This is a genomic window from Streptococcus timonensis (assembly GCF_047463455.1).
GTDB lineage: Bacteria > Bacillota > Bacilli > Lactobacillales > Streptococcaceae > Streptococcus > Streptococcus timonensis_B.
In genome coordinates this window covers 180,764-196,449 of sequence record NZ_JASHDV010000002.1, presented here as the reverse complement: position 1 = coordinate 196,449, position 15,686 = coordinate 180,764, and the positions used below count along the sequence as shown (strand labels likewise).

The window sequence follows — 15,686 nt, the reverse complement described above, 5'->3', positions numbered from 1 at the left end:
AATATCTGAGACAGACAGTTCCCTCTCTCGAGGTTAAGACTGCCTGTCTTCTTTTTAGTAAAAAGGCGTGCGAAAGCACGCTCTTTTCTGCATTTTAGAAGAAAAAGAAAGGAGAATTATGCTTTATATTTGGTCTTATCTCAAACGCTATCCCAAGTGGCTTATCCTGGACTTTCTTGGGGCTATTTTCTTTGTACTTGTTAATCTAGGCTTACCAACAGTTCTGGCTCGCATGATTGACCAAGGGATTAATCAGGGGAATCAAGAAAAACTTTACTTTTGGGCCATGATTATGCTAGTCATTATCGTTTTGGGAACATTTGGACGAATTGTACTATCTTATGCTGCTAGTAAACTGACCACCAATATGGTCAAGGATATGCGGAATGATGTCTATGCCAAGTTACAGGAGTATTCTCATCACGAATACGAACAAATAGGTGTATCATCACTAGTTACTCGGATTACCAGTGATGCCTTTGTTCTCATGCAGTTTGCAGAGCAGACGCTTAAGTTGGGTGTTATCACTCCCATGATGATGCTCTCTAGTGTACTCATGATTTTCTTGACTAGTCCATCACTAGCTTGGATTGTAGCTTTTTCAGTACCTTTCTTAGCAGTCGTTGTTGTCTATGTAGCTGTAAGAACTCGACCCCTATCAGAAAAACAACAGAAAACACTGGATAAGATTAATCAATATGTCCGAGAGAATTTGATGGGCTTACGAGTGATTCGAGCCTTTGCGCGAGAAGAATTCCAAGAAGAACGCTTCGCAGAGCAAAATGCAATCTATGCTGACAATTCGAGCCGCTTGTTTAAATTGACAGGCTTGACCGAACCTCTTTTTGTACAAATCATTATCGCTATGATTGTGGCAATTGTTTGGTTTGCTCTAGATCCTCTCCAACAAGGAAGTTTGCAGATTGGGGATTTGGTAGCCTTTATTGAGTATAGTTTCCATGCCCTCTTGTCCTTCTTATTCTTGTCTAGCCTCTTTACCATGTATCCACGTACTGCCGTATCCAGTGAGCGCTTGAAGGAAATTATGGATATGCCCATTTCCATTGATCCAAATGAAAATGGCATCAGAGAGACAGAAACACATGGTTACCTAGAATTTGAAAATGTGACATTTGCCTATCCTGGAGAGACAGAGAACCCGGTTCTACATAATATTTCCTTTAGTGCGAAACCAGGAGAAACCATTGCTTTTATTGGTTCGACTGGTTCTGGGAAGTCTTCATTGGTTCAATTGATTCCACGTTTTTATGATGTTACCTTGGGGAAAATCAAGGTTGATGGAGTTGATGTGCGGGAATACAGACTCAAGTCCCTTCGTCAAAAGATTGGTTTTATTCCTCAAAAAGCTTTGCTCTTTACTGGAACGATTGCTGAAAATCTGCGTTACGGGAAAGAGGATGCTAGTCGTGAAGAATTGGATCAAGCAGCCGATGTTGCCCAAGCCAAAGACTTTATCGAAAGTCGAGAAGAAGGTTTTGGAACCCATCTAGCTGAAGGTGGAAGTAACCTGTCTGGTGGACAAAAGCAACGTTTATCGATTGCCAGAGCAGTTATCAAAGAGCCGGATATCTATATCTTTGACGATTCTTTCTCAGCCTTGGACTATCGTACGGATGCTATTTTACGTCGTCGTCTCAAGGAAGTCACTCAAAATGCAACGGTCTTAATTGTTGCCCAGCGGGTTGGAACCATTATGGACGCTGACCAGATTATCGTCCTCGATAAGGGAGAAATTGTTGGACGTGGTCGCCATGAGGAATTGATGGCAACCAATGACATCTATAGAGAAATTGCAGAGTCGCAACTAAAAAATGCGTCCCTAACAGAAGAATAGGAGGTAAAGGATGAAAAAACAATCTAGTTTAGCTCGTCTATGGAGCTATTTAAAAGCCTACCGTTTCTCTATCTTTCTCGCAGTATTTCTTAAGATTCTGAGTGCGGTTATGAGTGTTATTGAGCCTTTTGTCTTAGGGCTTGCCATTACAGAATTAACCTCTAATCTCCTTGACATGGCTAAAGGAGTTGCAGGCGCTGGAGTTAATACTAGCTATATTGCAATCATTTTGGTCATCTACCTCTTACGAGGGGTCCTCTACGAATTAGGTTCATATTATTCTAATTATTTTATGACCAATGCTGTGCAGTCAATGATACAGGATTTGCGTAGAGAAATGAATAAAAAAATCAATCGTATTCCTGTATCTTACTTTGATAAGCATCAGTTTGGAGATTTGCTGGGACGTTTTACCAGTGATGTAGAGACTGTATCCAATGCTCTTCAGCAATCCTTCTTACAGATTGTCAATGCTGTATTTACGATCCTTCTAGTAATGGGAATGGTATTATACTTGAATCTTCAGTTAGCGATGATCGTTATTTTATCAATTCCAGTGACCTATTTTGGAGCTAAGACCATCATGAATCGTTCCCAGCCTTATTTTAAACAACAGGCGGCTATCTTGGGACGCATGAATAGTTTTGTGCAAGAAAACTTGACAGGTTTTAATATTTTGAAGCTCTATGGTCGTGAAGAAAACTCTCAGCAGGAATTTGCAGAGATTACCGATGAATTGCAACAGGTTGGCTTTAAGGCTAGCTTTATCTCAGGTTTGATGATGCCTGCTCTACATATCGTATCAGATTTGACTTATCTGATTGTTGCAGTTTTAGGAGGTATACAGGTTATTGCGGGGCGTTTGACGATTGGTAATATGCAGGCCTTTGTCCAATACGTCTGGCAAGTTAGCCAACCTATCCAAAACATCACCCAGTTAGCAGGGCAAATGCAGAGCGCCAAGTCTTCGCTTGACCGTGTCTTTGAAGTTTTAGATGAACAGGAAGAAGTTCAAAATACAGAAGTAAAAGACTTGGCACCATTGACAGGTCAAGTTAGTTTCAAAAATGTTGATTTCCAATATGTAGAAAACAAACCGTTGATTCGCAATTTCAATCTGGATGTTGAACCAGGAGAGATGGTAGCCATTGTTGGTCCTACTGGAGCAGGAAAAACAACCTTGATTAACCTTCTCATGCGTTTTTATGATGTAACTGCTGGAGCTATTTTAGTGGACGGTCAAGATATTCGAGACTTATCTCGTCAGGACTATCGTCGCCAGTTTGGTATGGTCTTACAGGATGCTTGGCTCTATGAAGGTAGCATCAAGGAAAATCTTCGCTTTGGGAACCTTGAAGCAACAGATGAGGAAATCGTTGAAGCAGCTAAGGCTGCTAATGTAGACCACTTTATCCGCACTCTTCCTGGAGGCTATAACATGGAGATGAACCAAGAGTCAAGTAATATTTCTCTTGGTCAGAAACAGCTTTTAACCATTGCGCGTGCCCTCTTGGCAGATCCAAAAATTCTAATCCTTGATGAAGCGACATCATCAGTTGACACCCGTTTAGAACTCTTGATTCAAAAAGCTATGAAGCGTTTGATGAAGGGAAGAACAAGCTTTGTCATTGCTCACCGTCTTTCGACAATTCAGGAAGCTGATAAGATTTTGGTACTTAAAGATGGACAGATAATTGAACAGGGAAATCATGAAAGTCTTTTGGCTGCGAAAGGTTTCTATTACGATCTTTATCAAAGTCAATTTTCTAGTAAAAACAGAGAAAATAGCTAGGATAAATAGCCACTCATTTTCTTAAATTATCAGTAAATTACAACTTTTTTAATATGAGTTAATTTCCTTGCTTTTGTCTACTTGGAGTAGTATACTAAGGTAGTAATCAATAAATATGGTTACAAAAATAATTTTACGAGGTGAGAAAAATGGTTGAATTGAAAAAAGATGCATTAAAAGATGTAACAACATTATCTAAGACAGCTCCTGAAACGCTAGTAAAAACGAAGGAAGTCTTGAATCAAGCCGTGGCAGACTTGTACGTAGCGCATATCGCTCTTCATCAAGTACACTGGTACATGCGTGGACGTGGTTTTATGGTATGGCATCCTAAGATGGATGAATACATGGATAGCCTTGATGGTTACCTTGATGAAATCAGCGAACGCTTGATCACTCTTGGTGGCAAACCTTACTCTACTTTGACAGAATTCCTTCAACACAGTGAAATCGAAGAAGAAGTTGGAGAATTCCGTAACGTAGAAGAAAGTTTAGAGCGTGTTCTATCTATTTATCGTTACCTCATCACACTCTTCCAAAAAGCATTGGATGTAACTGATGAGGAAGGTAATGATGTTACTAATGATATCTTCGTTGGTGCTAAGGCTGACCTTGAAAAAACAGTCTGGATGCTTGCGGCAGAATTAGGACAAGCACCTGGTTTGTAAAAAGCATTAGGTAAATAAAAAATCCGTAGATCATTTACTACGGATTTTTTCTCTCTCTGAAGGCATTCCAAAACAGTCTTTTTTAGAGATTTTTGATAAAATAGAACTATCAATGAAAAGGATGAAAGCATGACAAAGAAAATCGTAGCGATTTGGGCCCAAGACCAAAAGGGCGTAATCGGAAAAGAAGATCGTCTACCATGGCATTTGCCCGCCGAGTTAAAGCATTTCAAAGAGACAACATTGAATCACGCTATTTTAATGGGGCGTGTAACTTTTGATGGAATGGGACGACGTTTATTACCAGGCCGTGAAACTCTGATTTTAACACGTAATCCAGAGGAAACGATTGATGGTGCTTTGGTTTTCCAGGATGTTAAGTCTGTATTAAGCTGGTACCAAAATCAAGAGAAAAATCTGTACATTCTCGGAGGGAAGCAGATTTTTCAGCTCTTTGAAGCCTATTTAGATGAGATTATCGTGACACAAATTCATGCTCAAGTAGAGGGAGATACATATTTCCCAGAGGATTTTGACTTGACTGCATTTGAAACGGTTGCTAGCAAGGGCTTTGTTAAAGATGAGAAAAATAATTATGATTTCACCATAGAATATAGAGAAAGAAAGGGAGTCTAATGGAACGCAGTGTTTTTGGTTTTTTTACAGCTCTTTTGTGTGCTGTCTGCCTTATAGCTGGGGGACAAGCTTTTCGTAAAAAGAGATTTGGGCTTGCTGTTCTGCTATGGCTAAATGCTTTTACCAACTTGGTAAATAGTATTCATGCTTTTTATATGACCTTATTTTAGAGAGAATCAATGATTAGGACGGAAGGAAATCATGCCGACAAATAGAAAAAATGATATGATGGTATATTGCTCATTTTGTGGCAAGAGCCAAGATGAAGTGCAAAAGATTATAGCAGGTAACAATGCTTTTATCTGTAATGAATGTGTGGAGCTAGCTCAGGAGATTATCCGTGAAGAGTTGGCAGAAGAAGTTTTAACAGATCTTTCAGAAGTTCCAAAACCAATTGAACTTCTCAACATTTTAAATAATTATGTCATCGGTCAAGATCGTGCTAAACGTGCCTTGGCTGTTGCGGTTTATAACCACTATAAACGAATCAACTTCCACGACAATCGTGAAGAATCAGAAGATGTGGATCTACAAAAGTCTAATATTTTGATGATTGGCCCAACTGGATCTGGGAAGACCTTCCTTGCTCAGACACTTGCTAGAAGTTTGAATGTACCTTTTGCTATCGCTGATGCTACGGCTCTAACTGAGGCTGGCTATGTAGGTGAAGACGTGGAAAACATTCTTCTCAAACTCTTGCAAGCTGCAGATTTTAATATCGAGAGAGCTGAGCGTGGAATTATCTATGTTGATGAAATTGATAAGATTGCCAAGAAAGGTGAGAATGTTTCCATCACACGTGATGTTTCTGGCGAAGGTGTTCAACAAGCCCTTCTTAAGATTATCGAAGGTACAGTAGCAAGTGTGCCTCCACAAGGTGGACGTAAGCATCCGCAACAAGAGATGATCCAAGTAGATACCAAAAATATTCTCTTCATTGTAGGTGGTGCCTTTGATGGGATCGAGGAAATTGTCAAACAGCGTTTGGGTGAAAAAGTCATTGGTTTTGGCCAAAACAATAAAGCTATTGATGAGAACAGCTCTTACATGCAAGAAATCATCGCCGAGGATATTCAAAAGTTTGGAATTATTCCTGAGTTGATTGGACGTTTGCCTGTCTTTGCTGCACTTGAGCAGTTGACTGTAGATGATTTGGTTCGCATATTGAAGGAACCAAGAAATGCCTTGGTTAAACAATATCAGACCTTGCTTTCATATGACGATGTTGAGCTTGAATTTGACGATGAGGCCCTTCAGGAAATTGCTAACAAAGCTATTGAACGCAAAACTGGTGCCCGTGGTCTTCGCTCAATCATCGAAGAAACCATGCTAGATGTTATGTTTGAGGTTCCAAGTCAAGAAAATGTGAAAACTGTTCGTATCACAAAAGAAGCAGTTGACGGAACAGCTAAACCAATCCTAGAGACAGCCTAGAGGTGACTATGGAAATCAATACACACAATGCTGAGATTTTGCTGAGTGCTGCAAATAAGTCCCACTATCCAGAGGATGAACTTCCTGAGATTGCCCTTGCAGGTCGCTCAAATGTTGGGAAGTCAAGCTTTATCAACACCATGCTTAATCGTAAGAATCTAGCTCGTACCTCTGGAAAACCAGGAAAAACACAACTACTCAATTTCTTTAATATTGATGACAAGATGCGTTTTGTGGATGTGCCTGGCTATGGTTATGCTCGTGTTTCCAAAAAGGAACGTGAAAAATGGGGGCGTATGATTGAGGAGTACTTGACTACTCGAGAAAATCTTCGTGCGGTAGTTAGTCTCGTTGACCTTCGTCATGACCCGACAGCAGATGATGTGCAGATGTACGAATTTCTTAAGTATTATGAGATTCCTGTCATCGTTGTGGCGACCAAGGCAGACAAGATTCCGCGTGGAAAATGGAACAAGCACGAATCAGCTATTAAAAAGAAATTAAACTTTGATCCAAGTGATGATTTTATCCTCTTTTCATCCGTAACAAAAGCAGGAATGGACCAAGCTTGGGATGCTATTTTAGAAAAATTATGAGGAATACATATGGCAAAAACAATTCATACAGATAAAGCTCCAAAAGCAATCGGACCTTACGTTCAAGGGAAAATCGTTGGCAACCTTTTGTTCGCTAGCGGTCAAGTACCTCTATCTCCTGAAACTGGAGAAATCGTAGGAGAAACAATCCAAGAACAGACAGAACAAGTCTTGAAAAACATTGGAGCTATTTTAGCAGAAGCAGGTACAGATTTTGACCATGTTGTTAAAACAACTTGCTTCTTGAGTGATATGAACGACTTTGTTCCTTTTAATGAGGTTTACCAAACAGCCTTTAATAAGGAGTTTCCAGCTCGTTCAGCTGTGGAAGTAGCTCGTCTTCCTCGCGATGTAAAAGTCGAAATTGAAGTCATCGCAGAGATTGGATAAGCTAGTAGAAGTTTGGTTCTTCCAAACTTCTTTTGATATAAGGAGACTATGATGACAATGAAACAACTTCACCTGGTGATTGTAACAGGAATGAGTGGTGCAGGGAAAACTGTAGCCATTCAATCCTTTGAAGATTTAGGATATTTTACGATTGATAATATGCCGCCTGCTCTCTTGCCAAAGTTTTTGCAGTTGGTCGAGACCAAGGACGATGACCACAAGTTAGCCCTAGTGGTGGATATGCGTAGTCGTTCTTTCTTCTCAGAGATTCAGGCTGTCTTGGATGAGCTGGAAAACCAAGATGATTTAGACTTTAAAATCCTCTTTTTGGATGCTGCTGACAAAGAATTGGTGGCACGCTATAAGGAAACTAGAAGAAGTCACCCACTAGCAGCAGATGGTCGTATCTTGGACGGGATCAAGCTGGAACGCGAACTCTTGGCGCCTTTGAAAAATATGAGTCAAAATGTGGTAGATACGACAGAGTTAACTCCACGTGAACTCCGCAAGACCATTGCAGAACAATTTTCAGGCCAAGAACAAACGCAGTCTTTCCGAATCGAGGTGATGTCTTTTGGGTTTAAATACGGAATTCCAATTGATGCTGATTTGGTATTTGATGTTCGCTTCTTGCCAAACCCTTACTACCTTCCAGAGCTCCGTAATCAGACAGGTGAGGACCAGGCGGTTTATGAATATGTTATGAATCATGATGAATCTGAAGATTTCTACCGTCATTTGTTAGCCTTGGTTGAACCAATCCTACCAGGTTATAAAAAAGAAGGGAAGTCTGTTTTGACGATCGCTATTGGTTGTACTGGTGGTCAACACAGAAGTGTTGCTTTTGCGAAACGATTGGCTAATGATTTAGCTAAAAAGTGGCCCGTCAACGAGAGTCATCGTGATAAAGATCGAAGAAAGGAAACGGTAAACCGTTCATGAGAAAACCCAAAATTACGGTGATTGGTGGAGGAACAGGGATTCCTGTTATCCTAAAAAGTTTACGGGAAAAAGATGTCGAAATTGCAGCCATTGTAACAGTAGCAGATGATGGAGGTTCATCAGGCGAACTAAGAAAAAACATCCAACAATTAACACCTCCTGGAGATCTTCGAAATGTCCTCGTAGCTATGTCTGATATGCCAAAGTTTTATGAGAAAGTATTTCAGTATCGCTTTTCTGATGAGGCAGGTGCTTTTGCTGGTCATCCACTGGGGAACATTATTATTGCAGGCTTATCAGAGATGCAAGGTTCAACTTATAATGCTATGCAATTACTGAGTAAGTTTTTCCATACGACTGGGAAGATTTATCCCTCTAGTGACCATCCTTTGACCCTTCATGCTGTCTTTAAAGATGGGACAGAAGTGTCTGGTGAAAGTCATATTGCTGATCATCCGGGGATGATTGACTATGTCTATGTATCAAATACACTCGATGATGAAAAGCCGCAAGCTAGTAGACGTGTAGTCAATACGATTCTTGAAAGTGATATGATTGTTTTAGGACCAGGATCACTTTTTACATCAATCTTACCAAATATTGTTATTGAAGAAATTGGACAGGCTCTTTTAGAAACTAAGGCAGAAGTTGCCTATGTCTGCAATATTATGACTCAACGTGGAGAAACGGAACGTTTTACAGATAGTGACCACGTTGAGGTCTTGCAGAGACATCTTGGTAGACCTTTTATAGATACTGTCTTGGTTAATATTGAAAAAGTTCCAAGAGACTATATGGATACCAATCTTTTTGATGAATATTTAGTGCAGGTTGAACATGACTTTGCTGGTCTATGCAAGCAGGTGCCACGTGTGATTTCGTCTAATTTCCTTCGCTTGGAAAACGGTGGTGCTTTTCACGATGGTGACTTAATTGTAGATGAATTGATGCGAATTATACAGGTAAGAAAATGAGTTTTACAGTTGCAGTAAAAGAAGAAATTCTCCGCCGACATCATTTGAGTCGACAGGAACTTTCAGCCATTATAAAGATGTCTGGGAGCATAGGTTTGTCTTCTTCAGGATTAACTTTATCGGTTATAACAGAGAATCCTAAATTAGCTCGACATCTCTATGAATCTTTTTTATACTTTTATGAAATTAAGTCGGAGGTTCGTCACCATCAAAGAAGTAATCTCCGTAAGAATCGTGTTTATACTGTTTATACAGATGAGCGAGTGCAAGAAATCTTGAGTGACTTGCATCTAGCTGATTCTTTCTTTGGGCTAGAAACAGGGATTGCGCCTGAAATTCTAGCTGATGAAGAAGCAGGGCGTGCCTATCTCCGTGGAGCTTTTTTGGCAAACGGGAGTATTCGAGATCCGGAATCAGGGAAGTATCAGCTTGAAATCAGTTCAGTATACTTAGATCATGCTCAAGGGATTGCTTCACTCCTCCAGCATTTTTTACTAGATGCCAAGGTAATCGAACGAAAAAAAGGTGCAGTAACCTATCTTCAACGTGCGGAGGACATCATGGACTTTCTCATCGTCATTGGAGCTATGGAGGCGCGTGATACTTTTGAAGGTGTCAAAATCTTACGAGAAACTCGGAATGACCTCAACCGTGCCAATAATGCAGAGACTGCAAATATTGCTCGAACTATATCTGCCAGTATGAAGACTATTAATAATATAAGTAAAATTAATGATAGAATTGGTTTGGATAATATACCCGCTGATTTGCAGGAAGTAGCTCGTTTGCGTATTCTACATCCAGACTATTCTATCCAGCAGTTGGCAGATAGTCTTAGCAATCCAATGACCAAGAGTGGTGTTAATCATAAACTAAGGAAATTAAACAAACTAGCAGACGAATTATAAAACAACCACGAATTATATATCCGTGGTTGTTTTTTTTAAAAGCTTGTTGAGTGTTTTGGTTGTACCTTTTGTTCTGGGTCGATGTAGTTAATGGCATTGTTAACAGCAGTTGGTGCTTCCCCTAGACCAGTAGCGATTAAATCAATCTTACCTTCATAGTAGCAGCAGTCTCCAATTGCGTAAATTCCTGACTGGCTTGATTCTTGCTTGCTGTTAACGATAATCTTGTGGCGGTTAAGGTCTAATCCCCAATTTTTAAGATTACCGACAGAAGATTTAAAGCCATAGTTGACAAAGAGGTGGTCCACTTCAATGGTTTCGCTCTCATCGGATTTACCTTTTGTGATTTCAAGCTTATTGAGAGTTTGTCCATCACCCACAAGCTGACTTGGGATAAATGGTGTTTTGATGGTAACAGATGATTCTTGCAAAGCTTTCACACTGTGTTCAAGGGCACGGAAATTATCTCGACGGTGAACAAGAGTGGTTGGAGCAATTTTTTCAAAAGCTAGAGCCCAGTCGACGGCAGAATCACCACCTCCAAGAATGGTTACTTTCTGTCCAGCATATTGCTGAATATTAGAAACATGATAGTGGATGTTCTCATAAGTTTCAGCACCTTCTAATTCCAGTGTACGTGGCTTAAAGGCTCCTCCCCCCATGGCAATAATGACAGTTTTTGTGAGGTGACTTCCTTTGTTGGTCTTGATGCTAAAATGGTCATCTTCCTTTTTAATATCCATGACAGTTTCATTTAGATGAATAGCTGTTTCAAAGGTATTGAGTTGTTCAATCAAACGACTTGTCAATTCTTCTCCAGTTAGATTTGGAAAACCAGGAACATCAAGGATTTGTTTTTCAGGGTAGAGAATAGCGGGTTGACCACCTAGTTGTGGAAGAGAGTCGATAATTTGGACCTTGGCTTGACGTAGATGAGCATAGAATGCAGCAAACAGGCCTACAGGACCACCTCCAACGATGGTAATGTCATAGAGTTGAGACATGGTTTCTCCTTTGTGTTTTCTATTTTCTTATTCTATCATATTTTCCGACAATGTAAAATAATGTAGGATGAAGAAAATTTTTACAGAAAATGATATAATGAAGAGAAGCTTTTTTTACGCGGAGGAGACCTTGGATGAATTTCCAACAATTATCTAATCCCCAATACTGGTCCAGTTTATTTACCAGTCCCTGGAGTATAGTGATCAATCTGATAGATATTCTGATTGTTACTTACATCTTATATCAATTTACAAAATCAATCGCAGGAACTAAAATCATGATTCTAGTTCGTGGGGTATTAGTCTTTATTTCAGCTCAAATATTAGCTAATTTTTTAGGTTTGACGACTATTTCTTGGTTGATTAACCAATTGATTACCTATGGGGTTATTGCTGCAGTTGTCATCTTTTCTCCAGAAATTCGAACTGGTTTAGAGCGATTGGGTCGTGCAACAGAATTCTTTTCTAGTACTCCAATTAGTTCAGAAGAACAAATGATTCGTGCTTTCGTTAAATCAGTTGAATATATGAGCCCTCGTAAAATAGGAGCCTTGGTAGCTGTTCAACGTGTCAGAACCTTACAAGAATATATTTCGACTGGGATTCCTCTAGATGCAAAAATTTCAGCAGAACTTTTGATCAATATTTTTATTCCTAATACTCCTTTGCATGATGGTGCAGTGATTGTTAAAGGGGACCGGATAGCTGTAACCTCGGCCTATCTTCCTTTGACCGAAAATACGGGAATTTCAAAGGAATTTGGTACTCGTCACCGTGCGGCGATTGGTTTATCAGAAGCTTCTGATGCTCTCACCTTTGTTGTTTCAGAAGAAACTGGTGGCATTTCTATTACTCATAACGGTGTCTTTAAACACGATCTGACCATTGAAGAGTTTGAAGCAGAATTGCGAAAAATTCTTGTCCCAGTAACCACACAAGAAGCAAGCCTGATAGAACGTGTACTAGGAGGTTGGAAACATGAAAAGGAATAGTCTTTACATTATCACTTCTTTCCTATTTGCATGTATTTTATTTGTATATGCGACATCTATCAATTATCAAAATAATAGTAATGCCAGAACTACGAAGACAGAAACTTATACAAATACAGTTTTAAATGTACCTATTGATATTCAATATGATAGTGACCAGTATTTTATCAGTGGCTTTAGTTCAGAGGTTACCGTCTTCTTGACAGGATCAAATCGTGTTACGTTGGCCAGCGAAATGAAAGAAAGCACTCGTAAATTTAAAGTAACAGCCGACTTGACTCAAGCGACAGAAGGAATTATTGAAGTTCCCTTAACTATTGAGAATCTTCCGAGTGGATTAACAGCAGTTGCAACTCCTCAGAAAATAACAGTCAAGATTGGGAAAAAAGTCACACGGGATAATGTCCCAGTCATTCCACAAATTGATTATAGTCAAATTGACGACAGCATCGTCGTTGATGGTGTCATTATTTCAAATGAACGGGTTTCGGTAACAAGCGATGCGGATACCTTATCTAAAATCGATAAAATTGTTGCTATGTTACCGACTAGCGAGAGACTAACTGGGAACTATTCAAATTCCGTACCTTTACAAGCTATAGATAAAAATGGAACAGTTCTCCCTGTTGTAATTACTCCGTCTGAGACAACAATGAAAGTTGTAACAAGACCAGTTCGAAATACAAGCAGTTCGACCACTACAACAACTCATTCGTCTACAACGAATTCGGATGTAAATACAGATACTGCAAAAAAAGAACAATAAAACATTTCTTAGAAAAGGATAATAATCATGGGTAAATATTTTGGAACGGACGGTGTCCGTGGAGAAGCTAATGTAGAATTAACGCCAGAATTGGCTTTTAAACTTGGACGATTTGGGGGTTATGTCCTCAGTCAGCATGCGACAGAGGCACCAAAAGTTTTTGTAGGGCGTGACACACGTATTTCAGGTGAAATGCTTGAATCAGCTTTAATTGCGGGTCTCCTCTCAGTAGGAATCCACGTATACAAACTTGGTGTTCTCGCAACTCCAGCAGTTGCCTACCTAGTTAAAACGGAAGGAGCTAGTGCAGGTGTTATGATTTCAGCTAGCCACAACCCAGCTCTTGATAACGGTATTAAATTCTTTGGTGGTGATGGCTTTAAGTTAGATGATGATAAGGAAGCAGAAATCGAAGCTTTGTTGGATGCGAGTGAAGATACTCTTCCACGTCCAAGTGCAGAAGGTTTAGGTTCTGTTGTGGATTATCCAGAAGGACTACGCAAGTATGAAGGATATCTCGTTTCAACAGGAACTCCACTTGAAGGAATGAAAGTGGCCTTGGATACTGCTAATGGTGCAGCTTCAACTAGTGCTCGTCAGATTTTTGCAGATTTGGGAGCTCAATTGACTATTATTGGGGAAACTCCAGATGGTCTTAATATCAACTTGAATGTTGGTTCTACACATCCTGAGGCTTTGCAAGAGCTCGTGAAAGAAAGTCAGTCAGCTATTGGTTTAGCTTTTGATGGGGATAGTGACCGTCTCATTGCGGTTGATGAAAATGGAGAGATTGTCGATGGTGATAAAATTATGTATATCATCGGGAAGTATCTTTCTGAAAAAGGTCAGTTGGCCCAAAACACAATTGTGACAACAGTCATGTCTAATCTTGGTTTCCATAAGGCCTTGGATCGAGAGGGGATTAACAAAGCTGTTACTGCAGTTGGAGATCGTTACGTAGTTGAAGAAATGAGAAAGTCTGGCTATAACCTTGGAGGTGAGCAGTCTGGTCACGTCATCTTGATGGATTTTAACACAACGGGAGATGGTCAATTATCAGCTGTTCAATTAACTAAAATCATGAAGGAAACTGGTAAGAACTTATCTCAATTGGCATCAGAAGTGACTATCTATCCTCAAAAGCTAGTTAATATTCGTGTAGAGAATGCCATGAAGGAAAAAGCTATGGAAGTTCCTGCTATCAAGGCTATTATCGATAAGATGGAAGAAGAAATGGCAGGAAATGGCCGTATTCTTGTCCGTCCAAGTGGAACAGAGCCACTTTTACGTGTGATGGCAGAAGCACCTACAACTGAAGCTGTAGATTACTATGTGGACACTATAGCTGCGGTTGTTAAAGATGAGATTGGAATTTAGATAATTCAGCAGAAAATTTGGAAATATGGTACAATGTCAAAGTAAATTGTATCAATGGAGATAAATATGAATTTAAAACGTGAACAAGAATTTGTTAGTCAGTATCATTTTGATGCTCGTAATTTCGAATGGGAAAATGAAAATGGTGTCCCTGAAACCAAGGTTGATGTCAATTTCCAATTACTTCAACATGATCAAGAAAATCAAGTGACATCTCTTATTGTTATTTTAAGCTTTATGATTGTTTTTGATAAATTTGTTATTAGTGGTACTATTTCTCAAGTTAACCATGTGGAAGATCGTATTGTGGATCAACCAAGTGACTTTAGTCAAGAAGAAGTTGAGATGCTTGCTCGTCCTTCTTTGGATATGCTAAACCGTTTGACTTATGAAGTAACGGAAATTGCACTAGATTTACCAGGAATTAATTTGGAGTTTTAAAAAAATGAAATTAGCGGTCATAACAGACTCATCTGCTTTTCTACAAGCGGAAACCTTGCGGAAAGACGATTTATTTGTGCTTGACATTCCTGTGAATATCGACGGACAGGAGTACGTTGAAGGTGTAAATCTAACCGCTCAAGAATTTTATGAAAAAATGGCTCGTTCATCTGAACTACCTAAAACCAGTCAACCAAGTATTGCCAAATTGGATGAGATTCTAAGTTCCTTGAAAGAACAAGGTTACACTCATGCTTTAGGACTCTTCTTGTCGTCTGGTATTTCAGGCTTTCATCAAAATATCCAGTATATGAAGGATGAATTTGAAGGTTTAACAATTGCTTTTCCTGATACTCGCATTACAAGTGCTCCACTAGGTTTTATGGTGGAAAGTGTTTTCCAGTGGGTTGAGCAAGGAGATGACTTCGAGTCTATCTTAGAGAAGGTAACTGAACAGATTGAACATACTTCTGCCTTTATCATGGTGGATGATCTTGATCATCTGGTGAAGGGTGGTCGTTTATCAAATGGCGCAGCTATTTTAGGAAACCTTCTTAGTATTAAACCAATCTTATATTTCAATGACCAAGGTGTTATCGAAGTTTATGAGAAGGTCCGTACAGAGAAGAAAGCAACAAAACGTCTGGTTGAAATTGTCAAAGAAGCAACCAGTAACGGTAACTACCGGATTACAGTGATTCATGGGAATGCCCCTCAAAAAGCAGCAGATTTGCGCCAGCTTTTGATAGATGGTGGTGTAGCTACAGATATTTCAATAGCAACCTTCGGTAGTGTTATTGGGACTCACCTTGGTGAAGGAAGTATTGCTTTGAGCTATACACCAATCGTCTAGATTGTTCTTACAGGCTTTGTATCTTAAAATTGAACACGGACTATCTGCCTCTTGAAAA

The 15,686-nt window shown here is 39.6% G+C and carries 17 protein-coding genes; 16 read left to right on the top strand and 1 reads right to left on the bottom strand.

Annotated elements, in window-relative coordinates; all coding sequences use genetic code 11:
• Window positions 1-118 precede the first annotated feature (118 nt).
• The 11 genes from QM847_RS04145 to whiA all read left to right on the top strand — a co-directional run bounded on the left by QM847_RS04145 (window position 119) and on the right by whiA (window position 10,195).
• Entirely contained in the window at window positions 119-1,855 is a 1,737-nt protein-coding gene (locus QM847_RS04145; protein WP_414354036.1) for an ABC transporter ATP-binding protein, read from the top strand.
• Window positions 1,856-1,865: 10 nt separating this feature from the next.
• Window positions 1,866-3,647, top strand: coding sequence for an ABC transporter ATP-binding protein (locus QM847_RS04140; protein WP_414354035.1), 1,782 nt, complete (start codon window positions 1,866-1,868; stop codon window positions 3,645-3,647).
• 149 nt (window positions 3,648-3,796) lie between these two features.
• Complete coding sequence (locus tag QM847_RS04135) at window positions 3,797-4,315, top strand: Dps family protein (protein ID WP_414354033.1); 519 nt, start codon at window positions 3,797-3,799, stop codon at window positions 4,313-4,315.
• Window positions 4,316-4,444: 129 nt separating this feature from the next.
• The gene (locus tag QM847_RS04130) at window positions 4,445-4,951 is read left to right on the top strand and encodes a dihydrofolate reductase (protein ID WP_414354032.1); all 507 of its coding nucleotides are present in this window, start codon (window positions 4,445-4,447) and stop codon (window positions 4,949-4,951) included.
• On the top strand, window positions 4,951-5,121 hold the full coding sequence (locus QM847_RS04125; protein WP_142558032.1) for a hypothetical protein: 171 nt from the start codon (window positions 4,951-4,953) through the stop codon (window positions 5,119-5,121). The genes QM847_RS04130 and QM847_RS04125 overlap by 1 nt, the downstream gene beginning before the upstream one ends.
• Before the next feature lie 31 nt (window positions 5,122-5,152).
• Window positions 5,153-6,385 carry an ATP-dependent Clp protease ATP-binding subunit ClpX gene (gene clpX / locus QM847_RS04120; RefSeq protein WP_414354030.1) on the top strand — a complete coding sequence of 411 codons (1,233 nt, stop codon included), beginning with the start codon at window positions 5,153-5,155 and terminating at the stop codon, window positions 6,383-6,385.
• A gap of 8 nt (window positions 6,386-6,393) precedes the next feature.
• Window positions 6,394-6,981 (top strand): ribosome biogenesis GTP-binding protein YihA/YsxC, encoded by a 588-nt coding sequence (gene yihA / locus QM847_RS04115; RefSeq protein WP_414354029.1) that lies wholly within the window; start codon window positions 6,394-6,396, stop codon window positions 6,979-6,981.
• A 9-nt stretch (window positions 6,982-6,990) separates the two neighbouring features.
• Window positions 6,991-7,371, top strand: coding sequence for a RidA family protein (locus tag QM847_RS04110; protein ID WP_001140424.1), 381 nt, complete (start codon window positions 6,991-6,993; stop codon window positions 7,369-7,371).
• Window positions 7,372-7,422: 51 nt separating this feature from the next.
• Entirely contained in the window at window positions 7,423-8,313 is an 891-nt protein-coding gene (gene rapZ, locus QM847_RS04105; protein ID WP_414354027.1) for an RNase adapter RapZ, read from the top strand.
• Window positions 8,310-9,287, top strand: coding sequence for a YvcK family protein (locus QM847_RS04100; RefSeq protein WP_414354025.1), 978 nt, complete (start codon window positions 8,310-8,312; stop codon window positions 9,285-9,287). Before rapZ ends, QM847_RS04100 begins: the two co-directional genes overlap by 4 nt.
• A complete protein-coding gene (gene whiA / locus QM847_RS04095) occupies window positions 9,284-10,195 on the top strand; it encodes a DNA-binding protein WhiA (RefSeq protein ID WP_414354023.1) in 912 nt (303 codons plus the stop codon). Before QM847_RS04100 ends, whiA begins: the two co-directional genes overlap by 4 nt.
• Window positions 10,196-10,230: 35 nt before the next feature.
• On the opposite strand, the gene QM847_RS04090 is transcribed toward whiA, so the two are convergent.
• Window positions 10,231-11,199: an NAD(P)/FAD-dependent oxidoreductase gene (locus QM847_RS04090; protein ID WP_414354021.1), complete on the bottom strand. Its 969-nt coding sequence runs from the start codon at window positions 11,197-11,199 to the stop codon at window positions 10,231-10,233.
• A gap of 134 nt (window positions 11,200-11,333) precedes the next feature.
• On the opposite strand from QM847_RS04090, the gene cdaA reads away from it, so the two are divergent.
• The 5 genes from cdaA to QM847_RS04065 all read left to right on the top strand — a co-directional run bounded on the left by cdaA (window position 11,334) and on the right by QM847_RS04065 (window position 15,628).
• Complete coding sequence (gene cdaA, locus QM847_RS04085; RefSeq protein ID WP_414354019.1) at window positions 11,334-12,191, top strand: diadenylate cyclase CdaA; 858 nt, start codon at window positions 11,334-11,336, stop codon at window positions 12,189-12,191.
• Window positions 12,178-12,957: a YbbR-like domain-containing protein gene (locus QM847_RS04080; RefSeq protein ID WP_414354018.1), complete on the top strand. Its 780-nt coding sequence runs from the start codon at window positions 12,178-12,180 to the stop codon at window positions 12,955-12,957. Before cdaA ends, QM847_RS04080 begins: the two co-directional genes overlap by 14 nt.
• A 27-nt stretch (window positions 12,958-12,984) precedes the next feature.
• On the top strand, window positions 12,985-14,334 hold the full coding sequence (gene glmM, locus QM847_RS04075) for a phosphoglucosamine mutase (RefSeq protein WP_414354016.1): 1,350 nt from the start codon (window positions 12,985-12,987) through the stop codon (window positions 14,332-14,334).
• Window positions 14,335-14,400: 66 nt separating this feature from the next.
• Window positions 14,401-14,775, top strand: a complete 375-nt coding sequence (locus tag QM847_RS04070; protein WP_414354014.1) for a DUF1149 family protein — start codon at window positions 14,401-14,403, stop codon at window positions 14,773-14,775.
• 4 nt (window positions 14,776-14,779) lie between these two features.
• Window positions 14,780-15,628, top strand: coding sequence for a DegV family protein (locus QM847_RS04065; RefSeq protein ID WP_414354012.1), 849 nt, complete (start codon window positions 14,780-14,782; stop codon window positions 15,626-15,628).
• Window positions 15,629-15,686: the final 58 nt, after the last annotated feature.

What these genes read in the sequence shown, in the direction of transcription:
- QM847_RS04145 (WP_414354036.1), top strand. Translation starts at nt 119, where the DNA reads ATGCTTTATATTTGGTCTTATCTCAAACGCTATCCCAAGTGGCTTATC.
- QM847_RS04140 (WP_414354035.1), top strand. Translation starts at nt 1,866, where the DNA reads ATGAAAAAACAATCTAGTTTAGCTCGTCTATGGAGCTATTTAAAAGCC.
- QM847_RS04135 (WP_414354033.1), top strand. Translation starts at nt 3,797, where the DNA reads ATGGTTGAATTGAAAAAAGATGCATTAAAAGATGTAACAACATTATCT.
- QM847_RS04130 (WP_414354032.1), top strand. Translation starts at nt 4,445, where the DNA reads ATGACAAAGAAAATCGTAGCGATTTGGGCCCAAGACCAAAAGGGCGTA.
- QM847_RS04125 (WP_142558032.1), top strand. Translation starts at nt 4,951, where the DNA reads ATGGAACGCAGTGTTTTTGGTTTTTTTACAGCTCTTTTGTGTGCTGTC.
- clpX (WP_414354030.1), top strand. Translation starts at nt 5,153, where the DNA reads ATGCCGACAAATAGAAAAAATGATATGATGGTATATTGCTCATTTTGT.
- yihA (WP_414354029.1), top strand. Translation starts at nt 6,394, where the DNA reads ATGGAAATCAATACACACAATGCTGAGATTTTGCTGAGTGCTGCAAAT.
- QM847_RS04110 (WP_001140424.1), top strand. Translation starts at nt 6,991, where the DNA reads ATGGCAAAAACAATTCATACAGATAAAGCTCCAAAAGCAATCGGACCT.
- rapZ (WP_414354027.1), top strand. Translation starts at nt 7,423, where the DNA reads ATGACAATGAAACAACTTCACCTGGTGATTGTAACAGGAATGAGTGGT.
- QM847_RS04100 (WP_414354025.1), top strand. Translation starts at nt 8,310, where the DNA reads ATGAGAAAACCCAAAATTACGGTGATTGGTGGAGGAACAGGGATTCCT.
- whiA (WP_414354023.1), top strand. Translation starts at nt 9,284, where the DNA reads ATGAGTTTTACAGTTGCAGTAAAAGAAGAAATTCTCCGCCGACATCAT.
- QM847_RS04090 (WP_414354021.1), bottom strand. Translation starts at nt 11,199, where the DNA reads ATGTCTCAACTCTATGACATTACCATCGTTGGAGGTGGTCCTGTAGGC.
- cdaA (WP_414354019.1), top strand. Translation starts at nt 11,334, where the DNA reads ATGAATTTCCAACAATTATCTAATCCCCAATACTGGTCCAGTTTATTT.
- QM847_RS04080 (WP_414354018.1), top strand. Translation starts at nt 12,178, where the DNA reads ATGAAAAGGAATAGTCTTTACATTATCACTTCTTTCCTATTTGCATGT.
- glmM (WP_414354016.1), top strand. Translation starts at nt 12,985, where the DNA reads ATGGGTAAATATTTTGGAACGGACGGTGTCCGTGGAGAAGCTAATGTA.
- QM847_RS04070 (WP_414354014.1), top strand. Translation starts at nt 14,401, where the DNA reads ATGAATTTAAAACGTGAACAAGAATTTGTTAGTCAGTATCATTTTGAT.
- QM847_RS04065 (WP_414354012.1), top strand. Translation starts at nt 14,780, where the DNA reads ATGAAATTAGCGGTCATAACAGACTCATCTGCTTTTCTACAAGCGGAA.